The organism is Leptospira mayottensis 200901116 (genome assembly GCF_000306675.2).
In the GTDB taxonomy this organism is placed as follows: Bacteria; Spirochaetota; Leptospiria; order Leptospirales; family Leptospiraceae; genus Leptospira; species Leptospira mayottensis.
Window position 1 is genome coordinate 402,306 of record NZ_CP024871.1, and the last position, 18,865, is coordinate 421,170.

At 40.1% G+C, this 18,865-nt stretch carries 15 protein-coding genes and 1 pseudogene; 8 read left to right on the forward strand and 8 right to left on the reverse strand.

Translation table 11 applies throughout. The annotated features are described in order from the left end of the window. Positions 1-42: 42 nt before the first annotated feature. From LEP1GSC190_RS01820 to LEP1GSC190_RS01835, 4 genes are all read right to left on the reverse strand, one after another. A complete protein-coding gene (locus LEP1GSC190_RS01820) occupies positions 43-2,115 on the reverse strand; it encodes an NAD(P)-binding protein (protein WP_002747592.1) in 2,073 nt (690 codons plus the stop codon). Between the two features lie 142 nt (positions 2,116-2,257). Continuing rightward, complete coding sequence (locus tag LEP1GSC190_RS01825) at positions 2,258-3,181, reverse strand: hypothetical protein (protein ID WP_002747290.1); 924 nt, start codon at positions 3,179-3,181, stop codon at positions 2,258-2,260. An 827-nt stretch (positions 3,182-4,008) separates the two neighbouring features. Continuing rightward, entirely contained in the window at positions 4,009-5,112 is a 1,104-nt protein-coding gene (locus LEP1GSC190_RS01830; RefSeq protein ID WP_002747396.1) for an LIC_10091 family lipoprotein, read from the reverse strand. Between the two features lies 1 nt (position 5,113). Beyond that, positions 5,114-5,995, reverse strand: coding sequence for a formylglycine-generating enzyme family protein (locus LEP1GSC190_RS01835; RefSeq protein ID WP_002747497.1), 882 nt, complete (start codon positions 5,993-5,995; stop codon positions 5,114-5,116). Between the two features lie 149 nt (positions 5,996-6,144). Between LEP1GSC190_RS01835 and LEP1GSC190_RS01840 the strand changes: the two genes are divergently transcribed. From LEP1GSC190_RS01840 to LEP1GSC190_RS20045, 3 genes and pseudogenes are all read left to right on the forward strand, one after another. Continuing rightward, entirely contained in the window at positions 6,145-7,671 is a 1,527-nt protein-coding gene (locus LEP1GSC190_RS01840; protein ID WP_002747539.1) for a M14 family zinc carboxypeptidase, read from the forward strand. Continuing rightward, on the forward strand, positions 7,671-8,573 hold the full coding sequence (locus LEP1GSC190_RS01845) for a DMT family transporter (protein ID WP_002747289.1): 903 nt from the start codon (positions 7,671-7,673) through the stop codon (positions 8,571-8,573). The genes LEP1GSC190_RS01840 and LEP1GSC190_RS01845 overlap by 1 nt, the downstream gene beginning before the upstream one ends. A 180-nt stretch (positions 8,574-8,753) precedes the next feature. Continuing rightward, positions 8,754-8,922: pseudogene (locus LEP1GSC190_RS20045) on the forward strand (IS256 family transposase); the annotation flags it as partial. 921 nt (positions 8,923-9,843) lie between these two features. On the opposite strand, the gene LEP1GSC190_RS01850 reads toward LEP1GSC190_RS20045, so the two are convergent. Both LEP1GSC190_RS01850 and LEP1GSC190_RS01855 read right to left on the reverse strand, forming a co-directional pair. After that, complete coding sequence (locus tag LEP1GSC190_RS01850; protein WP_117344622.1) at positions 9,844-10,938, reverse strand: IS110 family RNA-guided transposase; 1,095 nt, start codon at positions 10,936-10,938, stop codon at positions 9,844-9,846. Between the two features lie 239 nt (positions 10,939-11,177). After that, complete coding sequence (locus LEP1GSC190_RS01855; protein ID WP_002747280.1) at positions 11,178-11,978, reverse strand: MlaD family protein; 801 nt, start codon at positions 11,976-11,978, stop codon at positions 11,178-11,180. Between the two features lie 353 nt (positions 11,979-12,331). On the opposite strand from LEP1GSC190_RS01855, the gene LEP1GSC190_RS01860 reads away from it, so the two are divergent. Genes LEP1GSC190_RS01860 through ftsZ form a run of 3 tightly spaced genes read left to right on the forward strand, consistent with a single transcriptional unit; the run spans position 12,332 to position 15,546 of the window. Beyond that, positions 12,332-13,081, forward strand: coding sequence for a cell division protein FtsQ/DivIB (locus LEP1GSC190_RS01860; protein ID WP_002747391.1), 750 nt, complete (start codon positions 12,332-12,334; stop codon positions 13,079-13,081). 1 nt (position 13,082) lies between these two features. After that, positions 13,083-14,312 carry a cell division protein FtsA gene (ftsA, locus tag LEP1GSC190_RS01865; RefSeq protein WP_002747364.1) on the forward strand — a complete coding sequence of 410 codons (1,230 nt, stop codon included), beginning with the start codon at positions 13,083-13,085 and terminating at the stop codon, positions 14,310-14,312. A gap of 25 nt (positions 14,313-14,337) precedes the next feature. Continuing rightward, positions 14,338-15,546 (forward strand): cell division protein FtsZ, encoded by a 1,209-nt coding sequence (gene ftsZ / locus LEP1GSC190_RS01870; protein ID WP_002747600.1) that lies wholly within the window; start codon positions 14,338-14,340, stop codon positions 15,544-15,546. 229 nt (positions 15,547-15,775) lie between these two features. Here ftsZ and lep read toward each other — a convergent pair whose 3' ends face one another. Then, positions 15,776-16,156, reverse strand: a complete 381-nt coding sequence (lep, locus tag LEP1GSC190_RS01875; protein WP_036036786.1) for a LipL41-expression chaperone Lep — start codon at positions 16,154-16,156, stop codon at positions 15,776-15,778. Then, positions 16,137-17,204 carry a lipoprotein LipL41 gene (locus LEP1GSC190_RS01880; protein ID WP_002747374.1) on the reverse strand — a complete coding sequence of 356 codons (1,068 nt, stop codon included), beginning with the start codon at positions 17,202-17,204 and terminating at the stop codon, positions 16,137-16,139. Before LEP1GSC190_RS01880 ends, lep begins: the two co-directional genes overlap by 20 nt. A gap of 170 nt (positions 17,205-17,374) precedes the next feature. On the opposite strand from LEP1GSC190_RS01880, the gene LEP1GSC190_RS01885 reads away from it, so the two are divergent. Both LEP1GSC190_RS01885 and nadA read left to right on the forward strand, forming a co-directional pair. Next, the gene (locus LEP1GSC190_RS01885) at positions 17,375-17,884 is read left to right on the forward strand and encodes a hypothetical protein (protein WP_002747360.1); all 510 of its coding nucleotides are present in this window, start codon (positions 17,375-17,377) and stop codon (positions 17,882-17,884) included. Next, positions 17,881-18,855, forward strand: coding sequence for a quinolinate synthase NadA (gene nadA, locus LEP1GSC190_RS01890; protein WP_002747522.1), 975 nt, complete (start codon positions 17,881-17,883; stop codon positions 18,853-18,855). Before LEP1GSC190_RS01885 ends, nadA begins: the two co-directional genes overlap by 4 nt. The last annotated feature ends 10 nt before the right edge of the window (positions 18,856-18,865 follow it).

Consider the following 18,865-nt stretch of genomic DNA (forward strand, 5'->3'; position numbering starts at 1 on the left):
TTCTTTCTAAAATCGAAAAGAAAAAGATTCCATTTCCGAAATTTAAGAAAAACAACGAGCCGCTTCGATACCGCTTACGACGGTACTTTCCACACATCCTGCGTTTAACACGGAATTTTGAATCCAATCTCCCGTAATTACAAGATTGGAGTATCCGTTATTACCCGCCGGAAGTCTGTATTTCGTCGAACCTTTCACCGATAAAACGTATCTTTCCGTGGGTTGAATATTTAAACGGACATATTGGGATTCGATTCTTTGAGGTCCTTTTTCCGCCTTGTTTGCATCCAATAAAAAATCCCAATTGAACCCTGAAGTTTTTCCAGGAATCGTAGAAGTCGGCCAAAGAACATGCACGTCTTGCTCTAGAAATTTCACAATCCTTTCCTTTAATTTTTTCATCTGAGTCGGTATATCCGGATTAACCAGAGGATCCTTAGGTGTTATTCCGGCGGGAGAAGGGCCGCAAAAATAGGCGATATGATTTGGCGAGAGGGAATCTGACCAAGATTCTCTGTTGATGAGATGACTCATGTCGCACCAAGTGTCAAAAGGTTCTACGTAAGATCCTAGCACCGGAGATTCGTTCTTCCAATATTTCCATCCTAGACCTGCAATATCGGGATACATCCAAAGCTGAAACGCATCCGTTAGACAAGTTGTGATCGATTCCGTCATTTGTCTCCACTTTGAGCTTTCCTCTAAAATCTTCGGACATATAAAAGGAATTGCACCAATGGAAATTCCGAATACGATTCGATCGAAATCACTTCCATATTCGAGGATGATCTCCTCTTTATCCTGCCATGTGGACCAATAGTTCTCCAAATCTATATTATTTTTTTTTAATATTTCTCCTTCCACGATTTGGTCGTAGAGAGGTTCACTTGGCCAGCATGCAAGTCCTTTTACGTTTATCAAGGGACAGTATTCATCCTTATTTAGGTTCACTTGTTTGCCGATTTTTACAGTTTGAATCAAGGATTGTCCGTTCGATTTTCCGGGAATCAGTTCCCTCACTCGATGAAAAAATTTGATGTGAACTCCGCGTCTTTTCAGGATTTCATACAGAGGAGTGAAAATGACGTCTCCCATTCCCGCTTGCATTTTATAAGCGACCGCACCTTTGTAGGTAAAGACCATTCTTAAAGCTCCTTTAAGAGCCGTGCCAGCGGCGAAAGTGTATTGCCGCTTCCCTCCGAATACGAGACCGTAGATTGCTTGCACGATCGCGGAGTTGATCGTGAGTTCGTTTGCTCCGTGACGTTTTAGCCATTCTCTATAATCGAAGTCGTCTATACTTTCGAAACCTTTCTCTAAAATGTTGTCTTTAATTATTCCTTTGATATTGGTGAGACTGAAATCGACTAAGATCCAGAATCTTCTTGCCTCGGTGTTCGATTCGATTTTTTTCTCTACTTTTTCCCAAAGATTATCAATGAGTAGGTCTAGGATTTTTAGAAAGTGATCATAAGCAAAATCATCGTTTAGTTTATTCGAAAGATTTTTTAGAACGAGAATGATTTTTTCGATCACGTCTAAGCTGTCTCTTTCCTCCTCGTCTTTTATCCATTCTAAGATTTGTTTCCAGATGTTTTGATCATCAATTTGCTCGTTTTCCGGAAAAATGGATTTCCGATGACTTACATAATATTCGTTCACATAACTTAGAATCATCGAAGGGTAAACCGAAGGATCCGGAAGCTCGGTAGTATCTCCTGGAATTTGATTGTTCATCGGAAATCGCATCGGCCAAGGTTGGTAATTTCCATTTATCTGTTCCTCCAATACGAAAAAGTTCGCCGGTTTAAACGCTTCTTCCCAGGTAGCTAAAGGATCAGTGAGAGGCCTTCCGAGTTCTTGATAACATTTTCTGATGAGTTGAAAAGCGTGATCGTAAAATCCGAACCAAATGTGCAATCCGTGTTCTTCAATTCGATTGGAAAAGTCCTGATTTCTGCCGCTTGCGCCTTTTCCGCCGAGTCTCCAACCTAATTGATAAATTGTGATGTCGTACTTCTCCTGCCAATCGGGTTTAGAAGTGATTTCGTATGCAGTAACGAGAGAACTCAAACCGCCTCCGAGTATAATTACTTTTTCTTTTTTGTTCTTCATAAAATCTCACCTGTTATCAGTTAAACTATATTGGTAGAATATATTAAAATTTTAATATATGTTTGCAAATTGAATTTAAACTAACAAATTCCCAAATTCGATTTCGTTTTTTACATATGTAGTTTTTTTCTCCGAAGTGGTTTTAAACGTTTTGATGAATGATTTTTCCGGGAGAAAAATCAAAATCAAAGTCACACCAAAGTCCAAATTGAATCGAGACGGAAGTGCTTTTAAGGCCAAAGTCGGAAATGAAAGGAAAATACGCGTTACTCAAAATATCTAAAATGTAATTCCCTTCCAAAATTCCGCCCTTACGAAATAGAGTAACTTTGCTGTTCGCTTCTACAATTGCTTGATAACAAGCTAATTTAGGATCGGCCGCATCCCTGAATTGTTTTAAGAAGACCATTCCAACTTCGGGAAAAAATAAATGCTCCAAGAGATTGATTGTTGAGCCAGTGCTCGGAATTTTAATCTTGAAAGGGTCGTCGAAAAGAATCTTAGCGAATTCATTTCCCAACTTAGACAATTCATCGAATGATTCTTTTGAATGAGTTTCTTCCGGGGGACAAGTAAGAGTGAATATCCGTTGGGAGATAGCCTGACGGTCTTTGCCACGAGGGGTGATCGCATCCACGGAAAAGTATTCGGGAGGAACCTGAAGAGAAGGTATTTGAAATTCACCTTGAATTTTATGAAAACCGTAGATTTCTCTTCCCGTAGCCATTGCAGTAGGAATATCCACGAAGAGATAAGGTTGATAGAACCGGATTCGAAACGGATCTTTTGCAAAAAGAGGAATCCAAAAACCTACGTCTGTTTCCTTCACCCAGCCGCAATCGTTGCCCGGAACAAGATATTGCTGTTTTGCAAATACAAGAAATAACTTATCTGTAAATGCAGAGTAATGCATCTTGCCACTTGCGGGCCCGTTAAGATCTCTATCTACGATAGATTGAATCGCATTCTGATTTCCTTGTATACAAAAGGCGTAAAATTCTACTTGTTTCATATGATAAGGCGGAGGAAGTTCTTGTTCACCTCCGCGAACAATGTAGTCTGTCATGTTGACTCCTGTGTCTTGGCGTTCAATGTTGGATATATTTTTCAGATATTGTAAATAATAAAATTATAGTGTAAATGTAAAATGAATCATAAGCTCGGTAGTGTTTATTGAATCTTTATTTTGTTGCGGGTTATGTCTGACTGATTGTTACTTTAGGGTTTAATAAAGCTTGAATTGCTTTCGTAGTACGTTTGTTTTTTAGATTCAAGTTTCGGTTTAAAAACAAAAAACGTATTTTATATCCGGACTTTAATAGTAAGTTATGCATCCTTAAGTCGATTTTGTCGCGTTTTAATTAGAAGGAAAAAAGCTTGGAGTTACTTAGGAAGTGAGTTTTCTTTTTGCGTGGATTTTGTTCGATTGGATTTTTGTAAATGGAGAAGTGCCGTTTTATGTTTTACTTTATAATTTTATAATATTTGTAATAATTTTAAGAACGTATCTTTTTTGTCTGTTGTCTTAAAGGTCAAATTTCTCATCATAAAAATCAGTTAGTGTATCGTGAGGTTAAGAAAAGTGGGATCGGAATTGAAAAACGATTGTGAGCCTATCTTAAAAACCTAAAAAATCAGTTACAATTGTTCAGCAAGTTTGTACTAAAAACGCAGGAGTTCTCGCTCTTGAGCAAGTTTATGAACTTTCGAATATACTTTTCGTTGTTACGTTTCTATAGAAATTCTTACGTCTTGAGATACAAATAAGATTATAGTTTTGCGTTTAAACGGGAGGTTTGTCTCAAAATCCTATTATGTAGGATCCATAGGACAAATTCTGTATACAGACAGTTCTGAAAACGGATTGTTTAATTTGCTTTCAGAACTCGATTCTTATTGTGTAAGTTGATTGGTTCTTGTTTGATTTGGTGGGGTAGTCGTTAAAGTCGGTGTAGGAGTTACGACCGGTTCCTTGTCAACGACTGTGATTCCATTCTTCTTGTCGACGGTCCCGCCTTCTACCATAACTTGTAAAGAGCGAAGTCCTGGTTTGTCGCTTGTTAACCATTTTTGAAAATTAGAAATTTTTTGAACGCAGTAGTGAAATCCCCTGTCCGTGGAAATTTCGGAACCGGGAGACCAAGGGAACAAGTCTTTACGTACGGAAATCGTTCTCACCACAAGAGAATTTTCTTCGATCGGAAGATTGAGAATGGAATTCTTAAACTCCTTAGGATAAGAAAAATATTCTTCTGCGTTGCTAAAATAAATAACCCCGATCTTATGGCCTACTTTTTTCAAAGTGTTCCCAATTCCGGTTAACGTAATATTTCCGAGAAGATTTCCACGGACGGGGAAAATCCTTCCCTCGATCGCCAATTTACGGATATAAGAGTATTGTTCCTCGTCGGTTTGGAACATTTTGTAGTTATATTTTTGGGCGAGCATCAAGTTGGTCTTATGACGTTTACGAATAAACGGAGAAGCTTGTTTATAAACTTTCTTGTAGACTTCTGGATCAGAGAAAGAGGTCTGAATTAGCTCAAGGGCTTCCTTTTCGCCTTCTTTACCCCAAAGACGGATAAAATCTTCCTTCTTTTCTCCTTTTTTAAGGAAAAGAATTGTGATCGTGTTTGCATGAACGACTATCTGGGTAAAGTCCATAAGATAAATAAAATCAGATTTCGCCCAAGCTGCGATTGTGAGATTTTGTTCCGATCCGACTCCAACATAAGCGTTTCCTATGTTTTGAACGTGAGGAATAAGAAGATCTAAGCGATCTTCGTTGGAAACGGTAGTATCGCCTACGTCCCATTTTGTGGGAACGAGGGTTTCTTGAGGGGTCTCCTTAAAAATCCCGAGTTTGGAAACGAGATTTTGTTCTCTCGAATGGTGGTTTTGGGTCTCTTTGGTTTTTTCCGGTCCGGAGCAAAATGAAAAACAAAGGATCGGGAGTATAAGAATAAAATAAATTCCTAATTTAAAATTATTGATCATATTAATTATCTGCGTCCTTTGCGCAGCGAAAACCGAAATGATGGTATTCCGGAAAGTTTTCCGGAATGTGGGCTCTCCTTTTGGAGCCTCTCGCATAACTTGCCGGCCACCACCAAGAGCCGCTTTTTAAGACTTTCTTTGAGTAACCTGGGCAAGATTCTTTTCCACCGCAAGGACCTTTGGGATCTTTTCCTCTACACGCATCTCCGCAGACTTTAAAAGAAGAGGAATACCAATCTGCAGTCCATTCCCATGAATTTCCAGCCATATCATACAAACCATAAACCCCAGGGGCTTTTGTTCCGACGTCGGCTGTCGGCATAAGATGGGGTTTCTCCGTTTTTTTAGCGACACATCCTTTGGTATCTCCCACAGCGATAATCGCTTTCTCGCAGGTTGCGAGTTCGTTTCCCCAAGGGTATAAATTTCCATCGGGCCCTCTGGCCGCTTTTTCCCATTCCGCTTCAGTTGGGAGTCTTTTGCCTGCCCATTCGCAAAATTCTTTTGCCGTATGCCAGCTGATTCCTACCGCGGGTTGTTTGGGACCTAAATACGGTTTACCATAACGCGGTCCGATGTAATTGCATTTACCCGTCTTTAAGCATTCTTGGCATTTACCCGCGTTTTTGCATTTATTAAATTCTTCGTTTGTGACTTCGTATATATCCATATAAAAGTCACTCACATAAACTTTCTCCTCCGGCCTCTCGTCCGCATCGTACGTATTGCTTCCTCGGATGAATTCTCCGGCAGCAATACATTTCATTCCGGCGATTTCTTTTCCGCCGCAGGGAGGGGAGTTCGCAAACAATTTGTACGTACATTCTAAATAGGCGGTCGAAATCATTGCGAGTAGAAGAGTATTTCGGATTTTTGATTTCATGAAGATTCCTATCCTAAAGGATTCCGCAGTAGAAAGAATCTTTTAGAATGAGGATAGACTGAAAAAGGAAACGAACAAATCAAGTATTTTAAAAAATCTCTGGATTCTTAAAACGACCGTGACAAATTAGTTCTAATATTTTAAAGAGAATGAAATCGTATTCCGTCTTTCCATTTCGCACCATATTCTTCTTTTGTGTGAGTCTGTTTGTAATCGTTTCCTGTGGAGGTTTCTTTCGAAAGAAAATCCTGAATTCTCCGTTAAATGATCCAAGAAAAATGCTCCTCGTTCGGATCGATCCTGGGCATTTAGGAGAATTTAAGGAGAAAACGGAAGGAAAGTATACCATCAGTTATCAAGAGGCTGATTCTTATTATTCCGTGATGAGTAAGGAAGATGTCGAAAAGTTTGGATTTCCGTCTCCGGGAGTTACGGTTGTCAAGCAATACTTTCCGTTTAAATACTATTCTGGAAATTATCAGGATCTCATCAAAGAACAGTTTACCGGCCTTGACGATCTCAAAAAAGGATATAAGGATAATATATTAAATATTCATTATATACTTGGAGTTGCAAGTCGTTACCCCGAACGAGCTCGTGCGGAAGTAATCGGTAAGACTGCAAGAGGTAGAGAGATTCCAGCATTGCTTCTTACGAACACGAACCTGTCCGATGAGGAAAAGATCTCTGTCCTTTTCAATTGTGCCCATCATGCAAATGAAGTCATCTCTATCGAACACTGTTACGATATCGTATATTCCGTTTTGTCCAAGCCTAAAAGATATGAGGAAATTCTAAATAAGATGAAGATCTGGGTTGTTCCGATTGTTAATCCAGACGGAGCCAGGCACTTTTGGCATGTGTCCAATTTGATGGGAAGAAAGAACGGTCATCCTGGAATTGGTCCGGTAAATGACAAATTAAATCCGGGAGTCGATATCAACCGAAACTATCCTTTTTTCTGGGGAAAAACGGGAGGAGGTTATTCTTCTTCGAATCCTTCCAACTATTTTTATAGAGGGCCTTCAGCGGGATCGGAACCCGAAACAAAGGCGATGATGGATTTGGCCGATCGGGAAAGATTTGCTGCGTCTATTAGTTATCACGCATATGCAAATTGTCTGTTAATTCCTTATTCAATCGATTCCTTGAACAATCCAGAACCAGACATGGCTGGAGAATTAGGGAGGAAGATCGCAGCTTCCGTCGCAAGCTTGAATCCCGAAAAAGAATTTGAACCGAAAAAAAATATTTATCCTATTGATGGAGTAGATCAAGATTATTTATATTTCACTCATGGAACACTCGCGTATCTTTTGGAAACCACACATCTAAATCCCGTATATGGGGAAGTGGAAAAGGTGAACGTTTCTTTGAGAGAAACTTGGAATATTTTGTTAAACGAAGTCTTGGAAGGAAGAAAGATTTTCTTGAAAGTTACGGACGAATTCGGCACACCTCTCGAAGCGAAAATCGAAATTGAAAGAATAAAATACTTTCATGAGGAAATTCGGGTTTCCAATCCGGTCAATGGATTTTTCTTTCAGTTATTTCCCGATCGAAAGGAAACGAAGATCAAAATTTCCAAAAAAGGTTACGAATCCGTTGAAATTTGGTCCCGACCTCGCCGAAACTGGGAACCTCTAAAAATCATACTTAAGAAAAGTAGAATTTAATGTTTCGTATCGGACAATTTGGAAACGAGGTATATCTTATCCTTTGTACTTTGGTTTGGGGAGGGACGTTCACCATGACGGTTTTCGGACTCAGGGATACTTCTCCCTCTATCTTTTTGAGTCTTCGTTTTGGGATTGCAAGCTTCGTTTTTTTTCCATTTGTTTGGAAAGAATTTAGAAGCGGTAAAGTTTGGTACCCGAGTGCATTTTGGCTCGGAATGTTTTTATATCTCGGGTTTGCTTGTGAAACCTTAGGACTCAAAACTACGACGGCGACTAAATCCTCTTTTTTGATAGGAACGTTAGTTGTTATTACGCCGTTTCTGGAAGCGGTCTTCAAAAGAAAAATGCCCGCAAGGGGAAATCTTTTGGGGGCTGCCGTGGTTTTTACTGGAATTTGTCTGATCCTTTTGGGAGAAATCGGGATGGAAGGTTCTTTGATGATTACAAGTGGAGATTGGATTACTCTTGGCGGTGCATTTTTTTTCTCTTTGTATATCATCCAAATGGATCGTGTGGGCTCTGAAATTCCGATTCGAGTTTCCATTTTTTATCAGTCCTTTGTGGCTGGTTTTCTCGCCTTAGTGTCGACGATCGGTCTTCATTTTACCGGAATTGAGGAAGCGAGGATTAATCCGAGTATGGGATTGATTCCAGGGGTTTTGTACAATGCGCTTTTAGCTTCGGTATTGACTACGTTTTTACAAACGAAATTTCAACGTTATGTGTCACCAACTCGTGTGGGAATCATCTTTTCTTTGGAACCTGTTTTTTCTTCCATCATCGCTTTCTTATTATTAGGTGAAACTTCGGGGCCCATTCGGATTGCGGGTTGTACGATCGTCTTTGCGGGATTGATTCTTGCAGAGTTGATCGGAAAGGATCGAGAAGCCGATTTCTGATTTCATCCGTAGAAAATACAACGGAATCAAAGGTTCTGAGACGGTTAGAAAGGTATGGCAAGAAGTAAAATAGTGAGAGTAAAAATGAAGAGATCCTGCAAGAATATTGCATCAAGATGGGCAGGTCGTCTTTTGAGAAGTGATTCTCTTTCTTTTTGGAAAAACAAAGAAAGATATACGAGAAAAATTATCAAAAATCGGGGATCCTTTCCGACCATGAGGCCGAAATCAAATTTCTCTATTTAACATTGAATAATATATCTAAAAAATGGTGGATCGCGCCGATTCAAGATTGGGGAAAAGCAATGAATCAGTTTTCGGGGATAAATTGAAATTGGATTCTTTTTAAAGAACGTTATTTACACAAAATCGCTGCTAACGCCAGGAATCACAAATTCAAACTTCCTTTTTCAAATATCCCAATTCAATCCAGAATTTAATTCCTGCAGAAGCAAATCTGATCTTTGTTTCCGATATATTTACATCAAAGTTAAAGACGGTTATCTTTCTTTGATTTTATATTCCGGAAAAATTGTAGGATTCAAACTCCACCACTTTCTTGAAACAGAAGGTTGAATTCGTGCTTTAAATAGGACTCTTGAACGAGTCCTTAGGAATAAAAAGGTCATTTCGATCTTTTGTTTGAAGAATTACACGAATGTTATGCTCAAACGCAGGTCACAGGATGGGATCAGTATGACCGAAGAAAATTATTGTTATAAAAATGCTATCAATCAATAAGAGAATTTGTCTGACAATCGAATTAAGAAAAGGCACTTGTAGATGATTGATTCTTCGGAACGGATCTCATTAGAGCCGTCCCAAAACCTTAAAAGAAATCAGTTACAATCATTCAGTAAGTTTGTAATAAAATATAGAAGTTCTCACAAATTACGTCCCTTTGGTGTTTACGAGCTTTCAAGCGTATTTTATAACTGTTAAATTCTCGTCTAGGTTCCTATATTTTGAGGTTTTAAGACAGGCTCTGATATGGCGCCCCCATCCGGAGCCGTAAATATTTTTTCGCATTTTTTTTTAATCACCCAATAATTTAACTCGTTAGAGAAAAGCATTCGCGACGATTGATCAGACTGATATTCGCGGGTTGGATACCGCAGGATAATCTATACATCGGGAGCTGTTCTTAGTCTTAAAACGAAGGTCAAATTTGAAATTCAAATTTGCTTCAACACTGAGCCAACAAGTATTCCTCCTTTATCGTACATCTTCTCTAACGAATTCAATTATTGGATGAAACATTACTCTAACTCTATGCAACCAGATTCATCGCCGCCCAAAGGAATCCGGATAACTCTCTTGAAACTGCCGTTATCATTACCTGAGGAGTTTTTCCTCTTTGCTGTAGATTACGAAACTTCTTGTGTAATCTGAGAGATGCTTTTTCCGCCAAAGCAACAACTAACGCAGGTTGTCCCGATCTACGTGCGGTTACAATCTTACTTCCTGTTCCAGGGAAACGATGTTGCCAAGCTGCTTCTGTCAAAATCCTTCGAAGTCTGGGACTTCCAGTTTTTGTTATCCCTGTTTGTTTTCTTTTGGAACCGCTGGAATATTCTCCCGGAACAAGTCCAAGAAAACTCATGAACGAACCGGCTGTTTTGAATCGTTTGAAGTCACAAACCTCACAAAGTAAAAACATTGCGGTTAGATAATCCACTCCTCGGAAACATCTTAATATTCCTACTTTCTCTCGATACGGTTCACTTTCCGCTATCTCTTGTATCCTCTTATCCATCGCTTTTAAATTCTCTTCTTGAACTCTTACCCGACTATAATAGTCGTTAAACGTCTCTTGAAGGATCTCGTTGTTAAACTGTAGATTGTTCAACCATTTGTTATGACTGACTGTCCAATACTTTGTTGCTGAGTAGGTTATACCCTTTCTTAATAAGAATTTCATCAACCTTTGACGATTCCTTCCTAAATCCAAACGAAGACTGTCACGGGATCTCAAATAATCTCTTACCGCTTCGTCCTCTTCACTCGGTACATGAATCGATTCTAATTCTCCACTTCGTAATAATTTTGCTAATTTGATCGCGTCTCTCTTATCCGTTTTGATCTTATCCGAGCTTTGTCTTGGTATCTTTCCTGGCGCTACAAGGATACAATTCACTCCCAAAGACTTTAGATATCTGTAAAGTGGATAACCGGTTACTCCCGCCTCGTAACAACTATGTATCTCGTTCCATTCTGATTTTAGTTTATTGACGAACTTTTTGATCTGAACCTCATTATGTTTTATCTGCTGTTCTTTTACTATTTCCTTTGTATTGTTCGTTAAATTCGCAATTCTGTTCGTTTCTTTGTGGACATCCATTCCTACATATATTTTTCTTTTCATTACGTTCCTTCTGTTGGTTTTCTTGTTTTGTGGTAAATGCTTGCATCTAACCCACGGTTTTCAAGCCCAGAAGGGGCGCCATTTTGTCTTAAAAATAATATAAAACAAAGGGAATTCGTCTTAAGATAACTTAAGTAGTTGGGAGCATAGAAAGGGATTAGTCAATTTACGTTATTTTGAGTCTATCGTATTCGCTCTGTTGTGGAAGCGGTTTGGTGACTATTTTAAAAATTATTATATTATAATTTACGAAAATAATAATTATTGCCTACGCTCCCGATTAGTGTGGTTCTGCGGTATAAATTGATTGTAAATGGGGTCGGAGCCGAACGTTCCAACTTGCGATAACCTTCTGTATAGCGACGCATATCGTTTCCGAAAATTCTCGCATCGGAAAGAAGTTCTATCACGTTGTCGTACGTTTCCGGAGAGTTGATAATTCGAGGAATCGTTCCACGGTTCGATTTCAGTTTTTCCGAAATCTCATAAAAATTATTAAAAGACACACGGATGTCTTCCCGGTTTTCCCGAATCACTCCTGTGGAAGCTGAGAAAAAATCTTCAAAATAATCCGCAGAAGGTAAAAAATCCGGAGGTCTTTGTTCCTTTTCCAAGTAGGTAGGTTGAAAAAAAGTGGTGTCTTCTTTTTCGAAGGAACCCGGATCGATATCGATCGTTCTTCCGGAGAGGATTGTATTTGTTTGGAATGTGATTTTGTAATTGTCCCAAAGTGTGACTGGTTCTCTGAGTCGGATTACGATTTCAATTGCTTTTGTCTGATCCTTATTTAAAAATTTCTGGTCTCCTACTTCGTCTATCGGAATCACGTCCAAGCTGCGAACAATTCCTTTTTCTACTCCCAAAATTCGAACTGGCGCACCCGGATGAATTCCTTCCAAGCGGGGATAATAAATTTTCATGGTATAGGGATATTCATCTTGGGTTCCGGCCTTTTCAACCACGGAAACATAGATCCCTAAGGAAAATCCTAAGAAGAAAATAATACCTGTCAAAATAGCTGTATGTTTGGAAAGATTCATGAGGTAGTCTATTTCTTATAAGATCGGATTTTATAGGACAGTTGTTCCGACGCGACTTTCTTTTTTTGAAAAAGAGAGAATCGTAATGGGTTTATTTTCCCTATTGCTGACCGTCGGATCCGGATTGGACTTTTTTGATTTTAAAGCCTGCCTTAAGACCTTAAAATAACGTAAAGAGACGTAATCTGTGGGAGTTCCTACGTTTCAAGTAGTAGGTTAGAAGGAGAATATGAAATTGTAATATTGTCTTAGCCGTTTGAAATATGGGAATTCCTACAGCAAAAAACAAGATGTAGAGTGATTCCAAAACCCGATATGGAAATCAGGGAAGAAATTTCCCTGAAGAATTTATTATGAGACATAATCTGATTGACTTCCTAAGAGAATTTGTGCAGAAAAGAAGAAACATTCTCCTTTTGGCTCTCCTGATCGGAATTTTGAGTGTTGGAATAATGCTCGGCTTCGGTTATCAGGGGATGATACCACGAGAATTGAATAAGTTAATTATTACGGGGCATGAAAAGCTCAAAACGGAAGAAATCGTAAGAATGCTTGAAATTCAACCCGGAACCTCCTTTGATACGTTGGACTTGGATCTTCTGGAAAAAAAACTCTCCAGGCTTCCCAGAGTCAATTCTGCCCGTATCACTAAAAAGTCGGAAGATCAATTACTCATAGAACTCACGGAAAAAAAAGCCGTATACGTCGTAAATTCGAACGGGCATCTTTACGAGATCGATTCGGAATTGCGGCTTCTTTCTAAAGACGATGTTCGTGAGAAAGATCTCTGTATTCTCTCCGGAAACTTTCCCGTAAAAAACGGAGCCATCCAAGACGCTATCTTTCGCGATCTTTACAATTCGGTGGAGCAAGCTTTTCGAATATACCCCGCTTTAAAGCCGAGAATCTCCGAAGTTTTACTGCAAGAAGATGGGGAAATTTTTTTCTTTGCGGACGAACCGATTCAATTGAGAATTCAAATCGGCACTCTTCTTCATCGAGACCAAATCAGAAAACTTTACGCTATATTGGCATATTTTGAAAAAGATCGGATTCAATCCGAGCTTGTGGATATCAGAGGAGAAGACGCGGTCTATCACTGATATGTCGGAACCGAGAGATAAAATTATTGCTGCACTGGACCTTGGAACTTCTTTGACGAAGGTGGTCTTGGCTCGACCTATTTCCGAGTATGAAGTGGAAATCATTGGAACTGGAGCTTATCCTTCCTCTGGAGTCAAAAACGGATCCATTATCAACATAGAATCCACTACACGTTCCATCATCGAAGCAGTCAGCGAAGCCGAACTCACGTCCGGTCAAGAAATTTCTGTGGTGGCGGTTAACATTACGGGGAAGACGGTTAGAGCTGATAATTCCAAAGGAGTAGTTGCGATCACAAACCGAGATAGAACCGTGACGGAGCCGGACGTAGTCAGAGTAATTGAAGCAGCACAAGCGATTCGGGTTCCTGCGGATCAACAGATCTTACACGTACTCTCCAAAGAATTCTCGGTTGATGATCAAACGAGTATTCGAGATCCGATCGGAATGACAGGAGTTCGTCTAGAAGCAGAAGTTCATATCGTAACGGCAGGAATAACAGCAATTCATAATTTAGAAAAATGTATTGAATCATCCGGTCTCGCTTGTGAAGTAATGATTCTCTCTAGCCTTGCATCCTCTGAGTCAGTTTTGACTTCGGGAGAAAAGGATTTAGGGACCGCGGTTCTGGATATAGGAGCCGGAATCTGTGATCTGATCGTGTATGTGGACGGAGGGATTTCTTATTCTTCCGTGATACCTTTTGGAGGAATCAACGTTACAAGCGACATCTCCATCGGACTTAAAACCACCTTGGAAACCGCCGAACTTCTAAAAAAAAGGTACGGGCATACTATTCTGTCCGAAATCGATCCTACCGAAACGATCGAAATTCCGCCAATTAGTGGAAGACCCGCAAGGCAAGTCCTTCGAGAGGAGCTTGTTTCTATCATCGAACCGAGGATGAGGGAAATCTTTGAGATGGCGGATAAGGAACTGGAAAAATCTGGCAAGAAAGGGCTACTTGCAGGGGGAGTGATCCTCACGGGAGGAGGAAGTCTGCTCGAAGGAATCGACACCCTCGCGGAAGATGTATTTCGTCTAACGGCATCCAGAGCAAGGCCTGGTGGAATTAGCGGACTCGCTGAAAAAGCGTCCTCTCCGGAATTTTCTACGGTGATCGGGATGATTAAATATGCAGATAGGATGACGGACATGGATCAGAAATCCGTAGACCGTTCGGAAGGCTGGTCTAAAAAAATCAAAAGATGGATTGAAGACAATCTTTGATCCGTTCTCCAAAAGGAAAAACGATATGATCCGATTTGAAGAAGAAGTAAAATCAAGTCCCGCAGTAATCAAAGTATTTGGGGTCGGCGGCGGCGGAATGAACGCAGTGACAAGAATGTCTAACTCCACTTTAAAAGGGGTTGAATTTACGATTCTCAATACCGACGAACAAGTTTTACTTCGTTCTCCAGTGGAAAATAAAATCATCTTAGGAACAAAAGTAACTCGCGGTATGGGAGCGGGTGGTGATCCCGAACTCGGTTACAGAGCGGCGGAAGAAGATAAGGAAAGAATACAATCCTCAGTCCGCGGAGCCGATATGGTTTTTGTCACGGCCGGAATGGGGGGAGGGACTGGAACCGGAGCTGCTCCCGTAATTGCAAAGATTGCCAAGGAAATGAAATGCCTCGTGGTAGGAGTTGTTACTCTCCCTTTTTCCTTCGAGGGTAAAAAAAGAATGGAGCTTGCTCGCAAAGGAATCGAACAACTTCGTTCTCACGTTGATACTTTGATTCTCATTAATAACGATTCCATCTTCAGAGTTGTGGATAAAAGCACTCCGATTGATCTTGCGTTTCAAGTGATCGACGATATTCTTCTCAACGCTGTCAGAGGAATCAGCGATATTATTAACAATCCGGGACTGATCAATGTAGACTTTGCAGACGTGAAAACGATCATGAAAGACACCGGAGATGCGGTAATGGGAGTCGGAGAAGGAAGCGGAGAAGGTAAAGTTAAAGAAGCCGTTGAATACGCTATCAACAATTCTCTGTTAGATTCGGCTTCGATTACGGGGGCTTCTTCACTTCTCATTAACGTTTCGGGTGGAAAAGATCTTACAATCTCTGATTGGAATGAGGTTTCCGGAATCATCACTTCTCAAGTGGATCCGAACGCGAATATCATCGTCGGTCTTCACGAAGATGAAAGTCTTTCTAATAAAATTCGGGTAACCGTAATCGCTACCGGTTTTGATAGGCGTTCCTCTTCGGGAAAACTTATTCAAAATCAGGATTTGACTGCGAGGGTTCAGGAAAACTACGGTCTTCAAAAGAAAGCGGTGGGAATGGAAAACTCTTCTGCGAAGAAGAAAGAACTCTTTCAGGATGAAAACGCAGAACAGAATCGAAACTCTGGATCTTTACGACTTCGTTCTTCGAACGGTTCTGCTCCGAAAGTGGACGATTACGATATTCCGGCGTATCTTAGAAGGAACAATTCGGGATCTTGATCCTTGCAGTTCAACCTTTTTGATAAATGTTTGTCCCAAAACCATCCAATGTGGGTTTTCGCGTTTTGGAACGAACTCAAAAGTAAACTTGAGTGTTTGCCGAGTTCACTTGATATGTTGATGAATTGCTCAGAAGCGGGAATTTTAGAAGATTAGAATATACTATTTTTTTATTCAATCTCTATCTAGGGTTTCGAAAAGTGTCGTTGAAATGTCGACGAAATCGGATTTATTTCGATTCTTCTTTCCCAAATTTTTTACATTCTTTTAAATCCCTAAACTTTTCCTTTGCTAGTTCGCATTGGACCTGTTTTAGGGTTTTTTCGGACATACAACGGAGTACAATGGCCCGAGACATGGCCGGCTGAAGAATCTGTTTCAGCATGATTTGTTGCATCGTGGGCGGGATTTCGTCTTCGGAGGCTTGTGCGATCAACTTTACGTTGTGCATCTGGTTTTCCACGCATTCCTCTTCGTTCGGGGTTTTTCTACAATCGATAAGGAATACGATTGAAAAGGTGAAAATAGAAATAAGAAAAGCGGACTTTCGTCCGCTTTTCATACAATTCTGCAATTTCAAAGGAATCAGATTACTTCGCGTTACTCTCATCAACTGCAAACGTAGCCTCTACTCTTTTTCTAAGTTCTCTCAGATAACTTTTATCGGCATCTTTGAGTTTCATAGCTTCTTCGTAGAGTTTGATCGATTTTTCGAAATCGCCGACGGAAAAATAATAAGTCGCTAGGTTTGCTTTCGCTCCCCAGGATTGACCTTTCGCTTTTTTATCCGCTTTTTCCCAGGCTTCTTTTGCCTTTTTAAAACTTGGAGTTTCTCCCACGATTTCTTCGTAACCTTCTTGGAGAAGTTCTTTTACTTCCTCATCTTCGTCTTTTACGAAAACCTTAATTCTTTCCGTTTTAACAATCGGAGAAAGTCTGCCTTTGATATATGCAGCGGCTTCGTCCAATCCTTGTCCGAAAGAATCCAGAATGGAAGGACATTCCAGATTTCCGACGCTGTTAAAAATTTTTGCGGGGTTAGAAACGACCGCTTTTTTAACTTCTCCAGTTTCTACTTTGATCAAAGTTGCATCTAAAGGAATTAGCATATAACGAACGCCAGTCGGTTTTGAAACGGGATCGTTTCCGGTATTCACTTCTTTACCCGTTGCCATGGAAGCAGCAAAACCGGCAACTTTAAGACCAGCCGCAACTGCATCGATTTTGTTTTCGCTACCACACTCTGTATAGGGTTTTTGATATCCGATGTAAAGGATTGCTTCCGCCCCGATTAGATTTCCGATCTTCGCTCTGCTTTTCGTAATTCCTGTGAGAGAAAGAGTAGCCTCGTTAAGGATATCGGCACGTTTGCTGAGGTCGGTAAGTTTGTAATAAGATTCTTTATCGAATGCCTCGAAAACTTTAGAAGGCATTTGGTCGATAAAACTAGAACCTTCTCCGAAGATCGCTTCCCAGAGACTTTTCTTTGGGGCTTCGACAGCCAAACCTACGTTACGAATCGTTCCGAGGAATTTCTGAAGCGCACGGCCTTCTTTATCTTTCGGGAATACCGGATATTCTACATCGACTGTAGCTGCGCAATTTCCTAAATAAATAAGGAGAACTAACACAGTGATTAGAGAAGATAATTTTCTCATTGAAAGTAACACCAATCCTGTTTGATTTTGGGGAATAAAGATTGATTTAAAATTCAAAAAGAATCGTGTCAATATATTTTAGAATCAAAAAACTCGGATTTGACGAACCTGTCTTTTTCTCTTTATTTTTTGATTGTATCGAAGCTTCTCGTAAAGGAAACTGAGCTACAATGGGATTTGTTGCACACAAACAATTTGTTTTGGTTCTTCTTTTTTGTTTTCTAGTCACATTTGATTGTATCGTTTCTAAACAAAAAGAGGATACGATCAATCAGCAACTTCTCGGTTGGATTTTAACTTCTGCTACAAACCCTTCCTGTTTGGATTATTATTCCCAGGAGAATTTATGTTTAAAATCTCCTGTTTCAATCAATGAGAAATGTTCTTCTCAGGAAATGGATCGACTTCAAAATGGAATTCATCCTACCAATATGCAAAACAGGGAGGTTTTAGAGGAACTTCTCCACTGTTGGAGCAAATGCAATTCCACATTTTTCTTGAGTTATTCTTCCTGTTCTTTTGAAACTGAATCCGATTATGTTACAGCAAAACGTTCCGGTTCTACAAACAGTGGGAATCTTTGGAGGCAATGCCAGTCTAATTGTAACACGGGAACGGATTCTTCCTTTTCGAAGTTAAAAGGAATTTCGACCACAACTACATATTGGCCTTACCCATGAAAACCCTTGAAGAAATTACGATAGCTCTTAAAAACACTTACATGGAACACGAAGTGGAAGAAAAACTTCCCTTAATCCAGGAAATTCAAAAATTAAAGAGAGAGAAAAATGCGATTCTTCTCGGGCACAATTATATGACTCCGGATGTGTTTCACGGGGTCTCGGATATCACGGGCGATTCTCTTTACCTGAGTAAGGTCGCGACGGATACGGACGCAGACATCATTCTTTTTAACGGGGTTCATTTTATGGCAGAGACTGCAAAGCTTATGTCTCCCCAAAAGAAGGTTCTCATTGCGGATCTCAAAGCGGGTTGTTCTCTTGCAGAGAGTATCACGAGACAAGATGTAATCGATCTCAAACGAAAATATCCAGGTGTTCCCGTAGTTACATACGTTAACTGCACTGCGGACGTAAAAGCTGAAACGGACATCTGTTGCACCTCGGCGAACGCGTTACAAGTGATCGAGTCCTTGGAAAGTGATACCGTGATTTTTTTACCTGATCGTTATTTGGCTGCAAACGTTCAGAATCTTACCAGGAAAAAGATCATCACACATCCCGGGAGTTGTATGGTTCACGAGATGTATTCCGCGGAAGACATCGAACTTACAAGAAGACAGTTTCCTGGCGTTACTGTGATCTCTCATCCCGAATGTAAAACCGAAGTTGTGGATCATTCTGATTATTCCGGTTCCACTTCCCAAATGAGCGATTTTATCCGTAAATCTGGAACGAAGAATATTTTCCTAATTACGGAATGTTCTATGGGTGATAACTTGCGTACCGAATTTCCGGACCGTCATTTCGTTTCCACTTGCCAGGTTTGTCCTCACATGAAAAAAATCACTTTGGAAAAAATCAAAGACGCGCTCTTGTACGATCAGTACGAAATTCATCTAGATCCGGAAGTGATCGAGAAGGGGAGAATGTCCGTTCAAAGAATGTTGGATCTTTCTTTTAAGAAATAGGTTTTTGTTT

What these genes read in the sequence shown, in the direction of transcription:
- LEP1GSC190_RS01820 (WP_002747592.1), bottom strand. Translation starts at nt 2,115, where the DNA reads ATGAAGAACAAAAAAGAAAAAGTAATTATACTCGGAGGCGGTTTGAGT.
- LEP1GSC190_RS01825 (WP_002747290.1), bottom strand. Translation starts at nt 3,181, where the DNA reads ATGACAGACTACATTGTTCGCGGAGGTGAACAAGAACTTCCTCCGCCT.
- LEP1GSC190_RS01830 (WP_002747396.1), bottom strand. Translation starts at nt 5,112, where the DNA reads ATGATCAATAATTTTAAATTAGGAATTTATTTTATTCTTATACTCCCG.
- LEP1GSC190_RS01835 (WP_002747497.1), bottom strand. Translation starts at nt 5,995, where the DNA reads ATGAAATCAAAAATCCGAAATACTCTTCTACTCGCAATGATTTCGACC.
- LEP1GSC190_RS01840 (WP_002747539.1), top strand. Translation starts at nt 6,145, where the DNA reads ATGAAATCGTATTCCGTCTTTCCATTTCGCACCATATTCTTCTTTTGT.
- LEP1GSC190_RS01845 (WP_002747289.1), top strand. Translation starts at nt 7,671, where the DNA reads ATGTTTCGTATCGGACAATTTGGAAACGAGGTATATCTTATCCTTTGT.
- LEP1GSC190_RS01850 (WP_117344622.1), bottom strand. Translation starts at nt 10,938, where the DNA reads ATGAAAAGAAAAATATATGTAGGAATGGATGTCCACAAAGAAACGAAC.
- LEP1GSC190_RS01855 (WP_002747280.1), bottom strand. Translation starts at nt 11,978, where the DNA reads ATGAATCTTTCCAAACATACAGCTATTTTGACAGGTATTATTTTCTTC.
- LEP1GSC190_RS01860 (WP_002747391.1), top strand. Translation starts at nt 12,332, where the DNA reads ATGAGACATAATCTGATTGACTTCCTAAGAGAATTTGTGCAGAAAAGA.
- ftsA (WP_002747364.1), top strand. Translation starts at nt 13,083, where the DNA reads ATGTCGGAACCGAGAGATAAAATTATTGCTGCACTGGACCTTGGAACT.
- ftsZ (WP_002747600.1), top strand. Translation starts at nt 14,338, where the DNA reads ATGATCCGATTTGAAGAAGAAGTAAAATCAAGTCCCGCAGTAATCAAA.
- lep (WP_036036786.1), bottom strand. Translation starts at nt 16,156, where the DNA reads ATGAGAGTAACGCGAAGTAATCTGATTCCTTTGAAATTGCAGAATTGT.
- LEP1GSC190_RS01880 (WP_002747374.1), bottom strand. Translation starts at nt 17,204, where the DNA reads ATGAGAAAATTATCTTCTCTAATCACTGTGTTAGTTCTCCTTATTTAT.
- LEP1GSC190_RS01885 (WP_002747360.1), top strand. Translation starts at nt 17,375, where the DNA reads ATGGGATTTGTTGCACACAAACAATTTGTTTTGGTTCTTCTTTTTTGT.
- nadA (WP_002747522.1), top strand. Translation starts at nt 17,881, where the DNA reads ATGAAAACCCTTGAAGAAATTACGATAGCTCTTAAAAACACTTACATG.